Raw genomic sequence first — 12948 nt, 5'->3', positions numbered from 1 at the left:
GTTATCTCCGGTATTCGGGAACGCGGTTGTCTAGGATAAACCCTGTCGGGTTGCTTTCGATCCGGCGCGCGAGCGTATTTAGCGTCGCGACCAGCCCGCGCGCTTCGGTGCCAAAGCGGGTCAGTTCCGGCAGCCCGGTCGTGGCAAAGGCGCTGATGCCGGGGCTGGTTTGCGCGACGGCAGCCTGCACCTGTTCCACCACTTCATCCGCGCGTGCAATCAGCGCCCGCAGATCGGCGGCAATGGCGGGCACATCGGCGGTAACATCCTCCACGGCGAGACTGATCCGGCTGGCGGCCAGGCGCAGATCATCCAGGACAGGACCGATGTCGGTCTGGATGACATCATTGGCGCTATCAAACGTATCCTGCGCCGATCCCAGCGCGCCATCGACAACGACAAGCGTCGTATTCAGCGCAGCGAGTGAGGTCTGCGCCTGCGCGATCAGATCCGTCGCAGCTGTGATCGTCTCCTGCGCATCACTGGCCATAGGCGTCAGGCGCGCCGTAAAGCCGGTTACATCCGCAGACACATCCTCTACCGCGACCGCGGCTGTATTCACCGCACGGCGCACATCAGCGACGATCAGTGGCAAATCAGTGTTGATCACTCTTTCAACCGTGCCAATGGCGATGCGTGCCTCGGAAATCAGCAGCGCACCATCGCCATCGACCATTTCCGTGATGCTTTCAGAGGCGGTCGTCACCGCATCAAAGGCAATCGTCGCCTCGGCCAGTGTCGTTTCCATCTCGACCAAGCGTGCATTCAACAAGCCGGCGGTTTCGCCGAACCCGTCCAGCGTATCGCTGGCGCGGGTGCTGATGTCACCAACGGCGACCGCGATCTGCGTCAGTACGGCAGGGATCTGATCACGCATCAGGACTTCGGCCAAGGCAAAGGTGCCCTCGAACCGTTCCAGCGCGGGGGCCATCGTATTCAGGACCGCATCTGCGGAAATGAACGCCTGCTGCACTGCGACCAAGGCGCTGTCGGTGCTGCGCAATGTGGTTTCCACGCCTTCGCCGATGCTTTCCAGCCGGTCGGTGAACAAGGTGATCTGCGTGGTGGCATCGCGCACTGTGCCGCTGATCGCGGAGAAATCGCTGAGCGCCTGATCTAACTGGCCCGAGGTGCGCGCCAGATTGGACAGGATATCATTCACCAAAGCCTGATTTTCCGGCCCGGTGATGACCTGCGCCTGTTGCAGCAATTGCTTGGCTTCGGCCAGAATATCGGGCGCATCCTCGACCAGCGCCTGCACGGTCGAGCGTTCTGACGGGATCAACGGCAAACCGTCGGTGAATGTGCTGAGCGGTTCTGGCAGCCGTTCCCCGGCCGAAAGCGAGATATAGGCGACCCCGGTCACCCCCTGCGACTGCAATTGCGCCACGGTATTGCTGCTGACAGGTGTGCCAGCATCGACCTGAATCGTGGTCAGCACCTTGGACGGGTCTTCATCATAGATCTGCAGCTCGATCACCGACCCGACGGCGATCCCGTTATAGGTCACAGCGCCCGAAGCATCGAGCCCGGTCACATCGTCAAACAGGATGCCATAGGTCGCATATTGCCGGTCCAGCTGGACCGAGGCGAGCCAGATGAAAAACCCCAGCGTCCCAAGGATCGCTGCCAGCGTAAACGCCCCGATCAGGATGAAATTGGCACGGGTTTCCATTACTCAGTCTCTTTCAAATCGGCCACAGGCGTGGCGGCGCGGGCACGTGGCCCATGGAAATATTCCTGTACCCAAGGGTGATCGATATCCAACATCTCTTGCATCGTGCCCACGGCGAGCACCTTTTTATCGGCCAACACCGCGATGCGGTCGCAGATCGCATGCAGACTGTCCAGATCATGGGTGACCAGAAACACGGTCAGGCCCAAGGAGCGTTGCAATTGCTTGATCAAAGTATCAAAGGCGGCAGCGCCAATCGGGTCAAGACCTGCGGTGGGTTCATCAAGAAAGACGATTTCGGGGTCAAGCGCGATGGCGCGGGCAAACCCCGCCCGTTTGCGCATCCCGCCGGAGAGTTCAGAGGGGAAATTGTCCTGCGCCTTATCGGGCAGGCCGACCATGCGGATCTTAATCCCGGCCAGCAATTCACGCAGGTCATCATCAAGATCAAGCTGTTCGCGCATCGGTGCTTCGACATTCTGGCGGACGGTCAGGGATGAAAACAGCGCACCATCCTGAAACATCACGCCCCAGCGGCGGCGCAGGGCGCGGTAATTATCGGCATTACTGTCGCGGACATTTTCGCCGAACACCTCGATCTGCCCCGCATCGGGTTTCAGCAGCCCGACAATGGCGCGCAGCAGCACGGACTTGCCGGTGCCGGACCCGCCGACAACGCCGATAATCTCGCCACGTTTGACATCCAGATCCAGCCCTTCATGCACCACATTGGAGCCGAAACTGGTGACCAAGCCCCGCACACGGATGATCGGATCATCTGTCATCACACCCCCACAATCGCAAAGAAAATGGAGAATAACGCATCCACCACGATCACCATGAAAATCGCCATGACGACAGAGGCCGAGGTCAGCCGCCCAAGGCTTTCGGCATCGCCGCCGACCTTCATGCCCTGATAACAGCCGATGATCCCGATGATCAGCGCGAAAAACGGTGCTTTGATCATGCCGACATTGAAATGCCAGACATCGGTATTGCTCACCAAACGCGACTGGAAAACCGCAGGTGACACGCCAAGTTCGATCCAGGACATCATTGCCCCACCGATCAGGCCGGTGATATTGGCAATCAACCCCAGCGCAGGCAGCATGATGATCAGGGCCAGCACGCGCGGCACGATCAGGATCGCGACAGGGTCAAGACCAAGGGTGCGCATCGCATCAATCTCTTCACGCATCTTCATAGACCCGATGGCGGCGGTAAAGGCCGAGCCTGACCGCCCGGCCACAATGATCGCGGTCAGCAAGATACCAAGTTCGCGCAGGATCGAGATCGAGATCAGATCGACCACGAAAACCTCTGCCCCGAATTGGCGTAATTGGGCAGAACCTTGAAACGCCAGCACCACCCCGATCAGAAAGGCCATCAAGGCCACGATCGGCACGGCCTGCACGCCCACCTCTTGGCAGTGATGCACGACCGAGGTCAGGCGCAATTGGCGCGGATTGCGGATCAGCCGTCCCAAGGTCGCCATCACCTGCCCCAGAAAAGAGATCAGTTCCAGCGCGTTACGCCCAGCCAAAGCGACACGGTGCCCGAGGTTCTCAAGATAAACGCTCAAACGGCGAGGTTTGACGGGGGCAGCATCCTCTGGCGGCATGTTCTGGCGGATCGTGGCGATCAACTGATCCTGCGCTTCGCTGCCGCCCGTGATCGCGCCGGTGCTGAGCCGTTGTTCCAGATCAACCAGAAACCACCCGCCTGCGGTATCCATCTGCGTCAGACCGGCGATATCGATGGCTTGCGCATCCTGCGCCATCTGCCGGGTCGCGTCGCGGTCCAGCGTTTCAAAGACCTCAATCGTCAATCGCCCGACAACGCGCAGGGTGCCATCGGCAATCTCGAACCGCACGGCAGTGTCCGACGCGTCACCCATCAGCGCGCCGGCCTGCAATAGCTGTGAAATTTTTGCGCGACATGATATCCTCTGGCGGTGATGCTTGCCCTTACCATCGTGGCGCCGACACTGGCGTTGATCTTGATCAAGCATAGTCCACAGGTGGCATATCGACGCGAGGCGGGCAAGCAGCGGGATTGATTTGGGTCAAGTCGTGATCACAAAATTTATGCGATAGTCCCGCCAGACCATGTAATCATCGGAAAGGACCAGAATGATGGAACGACAAACCGCATTGATCGTTGTAGACGCCGATTGCAGCGATGACAGGATCAGACATTACATCGCATCCCTGCCAGACGCGGGTGTGCATCTGTCGGTGATGGCCGTGGGTGTGGCCCCGGCCTTGCCGATCTGGGCCTATGGCTCTGCCCCTTACGGGCCGATCATTTTCCCCGATACGTGGCACGAGGCCTACCGCGCTGGCGGGACAGAGGTCACCACCCGCGCCGATGCCATAGAACAGCTGCTGCAAAACGCCGGTGTCGAAGGCGATGTCACCACCGCCTTTTGCGAGGCACAGGTGCTGGGCGACCATGTCGCCGCCCGCGCCGGGCTTGCTGATCTGGTGTTCATTGATGCAGGGCTCAGCACGGCTGACCATACGTTTCAACAAACGCTCGAAGCGGTCTTGTTCAAGACCCCCGTCGCGGCTGTGCTGAATGCCAAAGGGGTGGATCAGGTGATCCACGCCAGACGCCCGATGCTCGCCTGGGATGGCAGCCTGCCCGCTTTGCGCTCGCTGCACCGCGCCTTGCCGATCCTGCGGCAGGCCGAGGTGGTGACGATTCTGGTCATCGACCCCGACCCGCATGGGCCCGAGGGCGAAAACCCCGGCAGCGATGTCGCAAGCTGGCTGACGCGGCATGGCTGCAATGTGACGGTGCAACAAACCCCCAGCGGCGGGCAGGACGTCGGCCAATGCATCCTTGACCGCGCAAGCGATCTGGGCGCCGATCTGATCGTGATGGGGGCCTACGTGCATTCCCGCGCGCGACAGATGATCTTTGGCGGCACGACGCAGATCATGACCGGCCAGAAAGACCATGCCATATTGCTGGCCCATTGACAGGATCAGGGGCGGCAGGTCATCCCCGCCGGACGCTCCGACAGAAGAACAGCCACTGATGCCAGCTATTGTGCGTGAGAGACGGGCTTCACATTCAGATCAGCGGCCAGTTTCGTGGTCATCTCGATCAGCTTGCCGGTCTCGGCCTGATATTGCGCCACTGCTTTTTGCATGAAAGCGGCCTGCACATGCTGCACTTCGCTGAGCGTCTTGCATTGCATCAATGCTTGACGGGTCTGAACATCTTCCTTGATCCGGGCGGTGACAAAGGTCGCGATCTCGCCGGTCATCCGGGCCATATTGTCCATCCAGATCTTCGAGGCCCAGGCCACCGGCGCCAAAGGTGCCACAGCGGCCAGAACGTCAAGCGCATCCGGGGCGAGCGTGTCATGGGTGTGTTTGTCGGTCATATCCGTCTCCTGCAGGCTATGGGCGATGCGCAATCATAGCATAGCATAGCCCCCCACGGCTTGACCTGTATCAATCAGCCGGGGTTTCGGCGGCGAACCACCACCTCGCCCCAGACCGGCAGATGATCCGACGCTTTCAGGCTTTGCGCATTCTGCACAACGCCACCATCGATCAAGGTAACATCCCGGTTCAGCGCGATCCGGTCGAGTGCGGCCATCGGCAGCGCCGCGTGAAAGGATTTGCCGGGCGCATGGATCGTGAAATCCCGCTGCAACGGGTCCAGCCCACGGGTGGCGGACCATTCGTTGAAATCGCCCATGATGACACTGGCGCGCGTATCCGGGTCCATCGCGGCAAGGATCGCCGCCAATTGCCGCTGGCGATGAAACCGCGTCAGCCCCAGATGGGTGGCAACGATACTGATCCCGCCCGCCAAACCCAGATCGACCAGCAAAGCGCCGCGCGGTTCCAGCCCCGGCAGGATCAACCGTTTTACCTGCTGCACCAATGTCCCGCGCCGCACCAGCAAGGCATTGCCGTGAAACCCAAGGCTGTCGCCACCGCCCACTGGCACGATGTCATAATCGGTATTGGCGGCGATCATCTGCGCCGACAGCGCACCGGGCCTGCCGCGCCAGCGGAAATCCACCTCTTGCACGGCGACGACATCCGCCTCCAGCCCCGCCAGAATATCCACAATCCGGCCCGGATCATAGCGCCCATCGACCCCTTTGGCCTTGCGGATGTTGTAGGAGGCAAGGCGGATTGACCTGTGGTCTTGGGGTGCATCTTTCATCATCATGATATAGGCATTCCGCAGCCCGCATGAAAGACCAGTCCGATGAGCGACAGATCACGATACAATGCCGCCAACCTGCGATATCTGACGCCGGTCTGGATTGCCCTGCTCCTGTCGATCATCGTCGCGGTCTGGGAAAGCTGGTGGCCATTGGCCGCCATGTCATCGCTGACGCTGATCCTGTCGCTGGCACCGAATTTTTTGGCATCGCGCTATGACATTGCTCTGCCGATGCCTTTTGTCGTGGGTATCGTGGTGTTCATCGTCGCCTCGCTGATCATGGGCGAAGTCTTTGATATTTATTACCGGATCTGGTGGTGGGATATCGCGTTGCATGCAACCTCGGCCGTGGCTCTCGGCATGATCGGGTTTTTGTTCATCTATATGCTGTTTGACGGTGATAATTTCGCCGCGCCACCCAGTGCCATTGCCTTTCTGGCATTCACCTTCGCGCTCAGCATCGGCGCGGTCTGGGAGATTTTTGAATTCGCGATGGATCAGCTTTTCGGCACCAATATGCAGAAAAGCGAAATTGACACGATGCGCGACCTGATCTTTGACGCCATCGGGGCGATCATTGGGGCCTTGGCGGGCTATGCCTATCTCAAGGGGCGCAAGACCGGGCTGTTGTCACGGCTGCTGAATGATTTCATCAAGCTTAACCGGCACCTATATCACAAGGCCCGGCGCAGGGACCGCAGCTAGATATTGCTGCGATCCGCCCAACCGGCGAAGGTTTTTTCCAGCGCAACCACGATGTAGTAGAGAAAAATCCCCAGCAGCGCCAAGGCGATCAGTACCGCGAACATCAGAGGGTAATCGGAATTGGTCTTGCCGCTGTCGAACAAGGCACCAAGGCCGCGGCCATGCGGCGACACAATCTCCATCAGATTCGTCCCGATAAAGGCCAGCGTGACCGCGACCTTCAACGCGCCAAAGAATTCCGGCAGGGTCTTGGGCAAGGCGATTTTCCAGAAAATCGTGGATTGCGAGGCACCCAAAGACCGCAGAATGTCGCGGTACTCGGGTTCCAGCGTCGAAAGGCCGATGGAAACCGACACGGCAATCGGGAAGAAACTGATCATGAAGGCGATCAGCACCGTGTTGAAATCATGCCAGCCGACGAACAAAAGCGCGATGATCGGCACCACCGTCGCCTTTGGCACGGCATTGAACCCCACCAGCAGCGGATAAAGCGCATCGCGCATGAGCCGCGAAAAACCCATGATCATGCCAAGCGCCGTGCCAAAAATGACAGCGAGCAACAAGCCCGCCATCGTCCGCCACAGCGTCTGCCATCCCATCACAAGGAAAAGCTCGGCATATTTCACGTAGGCAGGCGGCAGATCGCTGGGGGCGGCCATTTTATAGGTGGGCCAGCCCATGACCCAGACCAAAGCCTCCCACAGGATCAGGAAGATCACCAGTGCGGCGACCGGCACCGCCACTTGCTGCGCTTTCATGGCTGCACCCCGGCGGGCACGCGGCCTTGGGCGACCTCGATCTGGTGGCGCAGGATGTTGAGCATATTGGCGGCCTCGGGCGTGTAAAGATGATCCAGCGTGCGGACACCCGTATCGGGGATATCCATCACATATTGCGTGCGCGCTGGCCGGCCTGACAGGACGACGACCTGATCGGCAAGGAATATGGATTCGCGCAAATCATGCGTGATCAGCACGCCGGTAAAGGGTTCCTCGGCCTTGACGCGGTGCATGATCTGCCACAGGTCTTCGCGCGTGAAAGCATCCAGCGCGCCGAAAGGTTCATCAAGGATTAAGACCTCTGGCGCATGGATCAACGCGCGGCAGAGCGAGGCGCGTTGTTTCATCCCGCCCGATAATTCTGAGGGGCGTTTGTTTTCAAAGCCTTCCAAACCCACAAGCGCCAGCAATTTGCGCGCACGTTCCTCGCCTTGTGCTTTGGACAGCTTGGTTGGCACAATTTCCAACGGCAGCAGCACGTTTTGCAGGATCGTGCGCCATTCCAGCAGCACCGGGTTCTGAAACGCCATGCCGACATTGGACCTTGGCGCGGTGATGCGGGTGCCATGCACAAGCACCTCGCCCTCGTCCGGGATCAGCAGGCCCGCGACCAGCCGCGTCAGGGTGGATTTGCCACAGCCTGACGGGCCGACAACGGCGACAAAGCCCCCTTCCGGCACGGAGAGTTCCAGACCATCCAACACCGGAAGCGGGCCAGAAGCGGTGCGATAAGCATGCCGCACCCCTTTGATATCAATCAGATTGTCCACGCTTATTCAGCCAGCGAAAACCCGCCCTCGGGCAGATAGGCATCGGTGAAATAGATTGCGGCATCGGGTTCATTGACGAATTCATAGGTCGTGGCGATCTGGTCGAGCGATACCGCCATCCGCGCGTCATCGATGATGCCAAAACCGTTGTCCATAACCCAGTCTGTCGCCACATTATCCTCGATCGACAATTCCAACCGGCGCAGTTCCAATTCCGCATCGGCAGCAGGATTGCGCGACATCAGCAGCGGAATCACCGCCTCTGGATCGGCAATCGCGGCGGCCCAGCCTTCGGCGACGCCTTGCAGGAAGTTGGAGATCACCTCGGGATTGGCTTCGGCATATTCGGTGTTGACGATGATGACGTTGCCGTAAAGTTCAACGCCGTAATCGGCCATCAGCAAGGTGACCAGATCATCTTCTGGCACGCCAAGACGGGCGGTGTTCAGATAAGATGTGAAAGAAAAGCCGGTGATCGCCGCGACATTGCCTTCGGCCAGCATCGGTTCGCGGGTCGGGAAACCGACCGGTTCGACCGTGATCGCGGACATATCAAGGTCATTCTCAGCCGCGAAGATCGGGAATTGCGCCCAGGCGCCGTCGGGCGGTGGCGCACCAAGGATGCGCCCTTCAAGGCTTTGCGGTGTGTCGATGCCCAGGGATTTACGTCCAATGATGGCAAAGGGTGGTTTATCATAGATCATCATCGCGCCAATGACCGGCGCGCCGGGGTTCTGGTCAAGGAATTTGATCAGGCTGTTGATATCGGCCATGCCCACGGGAAAAGCACCCGTCGCAACCTTTGGGATGGCGTCAAGCGAACCGTCACCGGCAGCGACCGTCACGTTCAGGTCCAAAGCGGCAAAATTACCGTTGTCGATGGCGGCGAAATACGGTGCTGCAGGCCCTTCAAAACGCCAGTCGAGAGTGAAGGGCAGTTCGGTCTGCGCATGAACCGCTGAAGCGCCGGTCAGCGCCAAAGCCAGAATTGTCCGATTAAACATGATGAATGTCCCCGTTGATAAATTGATCTTATTGCCGAACAGATGTCATCTGTGCCGCGCGAATACACCAGATTGCCCGCATTCTTCCTGCCAAATCCGCGCCAGCCTGCCAGCATTTGATCAATTATTGTGCAGCTTGCCCCAAAAGCAAGCGGAAAGACTGCGGCGCTACCATGTTGCGCGATCAGCGATCTGGTGGAAAAATCGCCGATGATGCTGACAGGCTGTTGCGCATCGACAAAGGTGCTGCCAATCACGACAGTAACAAATGCGGCCTTGGCCAGAATGAGTTGGAGAAACGGATGAAACTATCGACAAAATCGCTGCTGTTGGGGCCGGTCATGGCTCTGGGTGCCTGTACCGGGATGCCGATGCCGACAGCTGGCAATGCGCCAGACCCAGTCAGCACCTCCATCCCGCAGGAGGTGCGCGATATCGCAGCACCGTTTCAGGATCTGAATACGGCAGTACTGCTGGAACAGGACAATTGCTATTGGTATCAGCATCAGGGCCCGGTTGAGACGACATTGCTGCCGCTGCGCTCTGTGCGGGGTGCGCCGATCTGTGGGCCAGCACCGGAAGCGATCCCGACGCCTGCGCCTGCGGTTTGATAGATCAGGTGCGCCATTAGGCGCACCGCCCGACACCTCTAGCTGCGTGCTGTGACGGTGTTTTCGGCCGGGTAAAGCACGGCGGTCACGCCGGTATTCACCTGTTCGTAAAGCCCGATGATATGGGGCATCACCATCCGCACGCAGCCGGAACTGGCGCGGCTGCCGATTGAACGTGGCTCTGGCGTGCCATGAATACGCAGATAAGTGTCACGGTTGCCGACAAACAGATAAAGTGCGCGCGCGCCCAACGGGTTGTTTGGGCCGCCATCCATACCATCGGAATGCCGCTCATAGGACCCCGGATCGCGTTCGATCATCGCATTGGTGGGCCGCCATGTCGGCCATTTTGCCTTGCGCTGCACGGTATAGGTGCCCGGTTCATAAAGATCGCCACGCCCAATGGCCACGCCATAGCGCATCGCGGTGCCATCGCCGCGCACATGGTAAAGATAGCGGGCAACAGCATCGACATGGATATCGCCGGGCCGCAGGCTGGCATTCGCTTCGACCAAGGTCGGCAGAAACCGTGGGTGGAAGCCCCAAGGGTTGGTCGTCATAGGATCGTAATTGGCAGGGGTGACGCGACGGTCCCAGACAGGCCACATATGCGGAGGCGAGACAGGTGCCCGCACGACGGGTTCTACAATCTCGGGCACCGCTGCTTCTGGCAAACTCGGCGGGATGTCGATATTTCCGCCAAGCAACGCCCGCGTTTCAGGGTCTACCATGGTCTGGGCCGCCAGTGGCTGAGAGAACAAAGCAGCACCCGTTACGATAAAATGACGTCTATTCAGCATTGGGTCCGATCCAGTTGCAACAAGTGTATTTTCGCCACGTCTAAGAGGCACCTGCCCCTGTGACAAGGGGTTTACACTTGCCGGGCAGACACAACTTCGTGGTGTGACAAGTCGCCAACAGACAAGTTTCAGAATTGTTCCAGCACAATTTTGCCTTTGACCGTGCCGGTTTCGACCATCTGATGCGCCTTGCGCAGGTTTTCCGCATTGATCGGGCGCAGCACGGTATCGAGCGTTGTGCGGATACGCCCGGCGTCGATCTCACCGGCCACATAGGTCAGCAGATCATGCTGTGCGATCATGTCTGATGTCTGAAACATCGCGCGGGCGAACATGAATTCCCAATGCAGACTGGCCGACTTGGTTTTCATCGCCGCCATCGGCATTGGCACATCAGTATTATCAATCGACACGATACCACCTTGCGGACGGATCAGCTCTACCGCTGCATCCCAATGGCGCATATCGTTAAAGATCGTGATGTGATCGACGTGATGCAATCCAAGGGCGCGGACCTGTGCCACCATATCGCCCCGGTGATCAATCACGTGATCCGCGCCAAGCTCCGTCACCCATGCGCTGGTTTCCGGTCGCGATGCGGTGGCAATCACAACCAATCCAGCGGCCTTGGCCAGTTGGACACCAATGGACCCGACACCGCCCCCTGCCCCGATGATCAGGATGCTTTCACCCGCATCCGCCCCATCGCGGTCAATGCCGAGCCGGTCAAAGAAACTTTCATAGGCCGTGATGGTCGTCAGCGGCAAGGCTGCGGCCTGCGCGAAATCGAGACTTTGCGGCTTGCGTCCAACGATGCGTTCATCGACCCGTTGGAATTCAGCGTTGGACCCGGATCGCGTGATATCGCCGGAATAATAGACCGCGTCGCCGACCGCGAACAGCGTCACGTCAGGGCCGACAGCCGCGACGACACCCGCTGCATCATATCCCAGCACGCGCGGCGGGTTTTCCACCACATCGGCCCCTTTGGATTTGCGGACTTTGGTATCGACGGGATTGACCGACACCGCCTTGACCGCAACCAGAATATCGCGGCCCTCGGGCACAGGCTTGGGTAAATCCACATCGACAAAGGCCTGCGGGTCAGTGGCAGGCAAATACCGGGTCAGGGCGACAGCTTTCATCATATATTCCTTTGTTCAATCTTCGACGGACAGATCGCCTAGAACCGCATCTGTGTCCTGTCCAAAATGCGGCGGGGCAAGGCGGTAGGTGACGGGCGTGCGCGACAATTTCAGCGGATTGCCCAGCAGACGCACCTGCCCTTTCTGCACATCGGGGCGCGGCATGGTCACCACCATTTCACGCGCCTTGGCCTGATCCGACGTCAGGGCCTGGTCAATCGTATGGACTGGCCCGACGGGAACCTTGCGCGCCTCCAGCCCAGCAATCACTGCCGCCAAGGTCTGTGCAGCCAGTTTCGGCACGATGACCTCCATCAATGCATCACGATTGGTGATGCGCGCGATGTTGGTGGTAAAGCGCGCATCCTGCGCCACCTCTGCACAGCCCAGAAAATCGCAAAACCGCGCGAATTGGCTGTCATTGCCGACGGCGATGATCACATGGCCATCCGCCACGGCAAAGACATGATAAGGCACGATATTGGGGTGCCCATTGCCGCGCCGCTGCGGTACCTGCCCGGATTCCAGATAATTGGTGCCTTCATTGATCATCCAGGCAATCTGGCTGTCCACCAAAGCGACGTCGATATGCTGGCCTTCGCCGGTGCGGTCCTTGTGGCGCAAAGCGGCCAGAATACCGACCGTCGCATACATGCCGCACATGACATCGGCGATGCCGACGCCGACTTTCATCGGCGCGCCATCCGGTTCACCCGTCAGGCTCATGATGCCGCCAAACCCCTGCGCCATCAGATCATAGCCCGGTTTATCCCGGTTCGGCCCAGTCTGACCAAAACCCGAGATCGAACAATAGATCAGCCCCGGCTGCCGGGTCAGCAGATCATCCGCGCCAAGGCCATATTTCGCCAGACCGCCTGGTTTGAAATTTTCCACCACGATATCGGCTTTTGCCGCCAACGCGCGGACCTGCGCCTGCCCCTGCGGCGTGGCAATATCAATGCTGACCGATCTCTTGTTGCGGTTGGCGGCCATGAAATAGGCTGACAGATCGGTGGGCTGGCCTACAATGTCACAAACATTGGGCGGCCCCCAGCCACGGGTGTCATCGCCGCCGGTCAATGGATTTTCCACCTTGATCACATCGGCCCCCAGATCACCCAACAATTGGGTGCAGGTCGGTCCGGCCAGAATGCGGGTCAGGTCCAGAATCGTGATCCCATCGAGTGCGCCTGTCATGCCGTGTCCCCTATGCCGCCGTTTCGTGGCGAATGTCTCGGTCCGGGGTGGCTTCGTCAAGGGCT

14 protein-coding genes are annotated in these 12948 nt (G+C 59.3%); 3 read left to right on the top strand and 11 right to left on the bottom strand.

The window, feature by feature from the left end:
• Position 1: 1 nt before the first annotated feature.
• The 3 genes from VOY09_RS00715 to VOY09_RS00705 are packed head-to-tail and all read right to left on the bottom strand — an operon-like array spanning position 2 to position 3572.
• On the bottom strand, positions 2-1675 hold the full coding sequence (locus VOY09_RS00715) for an MlaD family protein (RefSeq protein WP_322892803.1): 1674 nt from the start codon (positions 1673-1675) through the stop codon (positions 2-4).
• Positions 1675-2460: an ABC transporter ATP-binding protein gene (locus VOY09_RS00710; protein WP_322892804.1), complete on the bottom strand. Its 786-nt coding sequence runs from the start codon at positions 2458-2460 to the stop codon at positions 1675-1677. Before VOY09_RS00710 ends, VOY09_RS00715 begins: the two co-directional genes overlap by 1 nt.
• Entirely contained in the window at positions 2460-3572 is a 1113-nt protein-coding gene (locus VOY09_RS00705) for an ABC transporter permease (RefSeq protein WP_322892805.1), read from the bottom strand. The genes VOY09_RS00710 and VOY09_RS00705 overlap by 1 nt, the downstream gene beginning before the upstream one ends.
• A 238-nt stretch (positions 3573-3810) precedes the next feature.
• Between VOY09_RS00705 and VOY09_RS00700 the strand changes: the two genes are divergently transcribed.
• Complete coding sequence (locus VOY09_RS00700; RefSeq protein ID WP_322892806.1) at positions 3811-4662, top strand: universal stress protein; 852 nt, start codon at positions 3811-3813, stop codon at positions 4660-4662.
• Positions 4663-4727: 65 nt separating this feature from the next.
• On the opposite strand, the gene VOY09_RS00695 is transcribed toward VOY09_RS00700, so the two are convergent.
• The gene (locus VOY09_RS00695; protein ID WP_322892807.1) at positions 4728-5072 is read right to left on the bottom strand and encodes a phasin family protein; all 345 of its coding nucleotides are present in this window, start codon (positions 5070-5072) and stop codon (positions 4728-4730) included.
• Between the two features lie 74 nt (positions 5073-5146).
• On the bottom strand, positions 5147-5875 hold the full coding sequence (locus VOY09_RS00690) for an endonuclease/exonuclease/phosphatase family protein (RefSeq protein WP_322892808.1): 729 nt from the start codon (positions 5873-5875) through the stop codon (positions 5147-5149).
• Positions 5876-5914: 39 nt separating this feature from the next.
• Here VOY09_RS00690 and VOY09_RS00685 point away from each other — a divergent pair, with 39 nt between their 5' ends.
• The gene (locus VOY09_RS00685; RefSeq protein ID WP_322892809.1) at positions 5915-6577 is read left to right on the top strand and encodes a hypothetical protein; all 663 of its coding nucleotides are present in this window, start codon (positions 5915-5917) and stop codon (positions 6575-6577) included.
• Here VOY09_RS00685 and VOY09_RS00680 read toward each other — a convergent pair.
• Genes VOY09_RS00680 through VOY09_RS00670 form a run of 3 tightly spaced genes read right to left on the bottom strand, consistent with a single transcriptional unit; the run spans position 6574 to position 9130 of the window.
• On the bottom strand, positions 6574-7335 hold the full coding sequence (locus VOY09_RS00680; protein WP_322892810.1) for an ABC transporter permease: 762 nt from the start codon (positions 7333-7335) through the stop codon (positions 6574-6576). The two genes, VOY09_RS00685 and VOY09_RS00680, sit on opposite strands and share 4 nt — an antisense overlap.
• Positions 7332-8126 (bottom strand): ABC transporter ATP-binding protein, encoded by a 795-nt coding sequence (locus VOY09_RS00675; RefSeq protein WP_322892811.1) that lies wholly within the window; start codon positions 8124-8126, stop codon positions 7332-7334. Before VOY09_RS00675 ends, VOY09_RS00680 begins: the two co-directional genes overlap by 4 nt.
• A gap of 2 nt (positions 8127-8128) precedes the next feature.
• Positions 8129-9130: an ABC transporter substrate-binding protein gene (locus VOY09_RS00670; RefSeq protein WP_322892812.1), complete on the bottom strand. Its 1002-nt coding sequence runs from the start codon at positions 9128-9130 to the stop codon at positions 8129-8131.
• Positions 9131-9303: 173 nt separating this feature from the next.
• On the opposite strand from VOY09_RS00670, the gene VOY09_RS00665 reads away from it, so the two are divergent.
• Complete coding sequence (locus VOY09_RS00665) at positions 9304-9741, top strand: hypothetical protein (RefSeq protein WP_322892813.1); 438 nt, start codon at positions 9304-9306, stop codon at positions 9739-9741.
• Positions 9742-9779: 38 nt separating this feature from the next.
• Here the strand turns inward: VOY09_RS00665 and VOY09_RS00660 are convergent, their stop codons facing one another.
• The 3 genes from VOY09_RS00660 to VOY09_RS00650 all read right to left on the bottom strand — a co-directional run bounded on the left by VOY09_RS00660 (position 9780) and on the right by VOY09_RS00650 (position 12883).
• Entirely contained in the window at positions 9780-10541 is a 762-nt protein-coding gene (locus tag VOY09_RS00660) for a L,D-transpeptidase (protein WP_322892814.1), read from the bottom strand.
• A gap of 128 nt (positions 10542-10669) precedes the next feature.
• Positions 10670-11686, bottom strand: coding sequence for a zinc-binding alcohol dehydrogenase family protein (locus tag VOY09_RS00655; RefSeq protein WP_322892815.1), 1017 nt, complete (start codon positions 11684-11686; stop codon positions 10670-10672).
• Positions 11687-11701: 15 nt separating this feature from the next.
• Entirely contained in the window at positions 11702-12883 is a 1182-nt protein-coding gene (locus VOY09_RS00650; RefSeq protein ID WP_322892816.1) for a CoA transferase, read from the bottom strand.
• Positions 12884-12948 lie beyond the last annotated feature (65 nt).

Origin of the sequence: Yoonia sp. 67-2 (genome assembly GCF_035117555.1) — a bacterium.
In the GTDB taxonomy this organism is placed as follows: domain Bacteria; phylum Pseudomonadota; class Alphaproteobacteria; order Rhodobacterales; family Rhodobacteraceae; genus Yoonia.
This window is presented reverse-complemented; position numbering and strand designations above follow the sequence as displayed.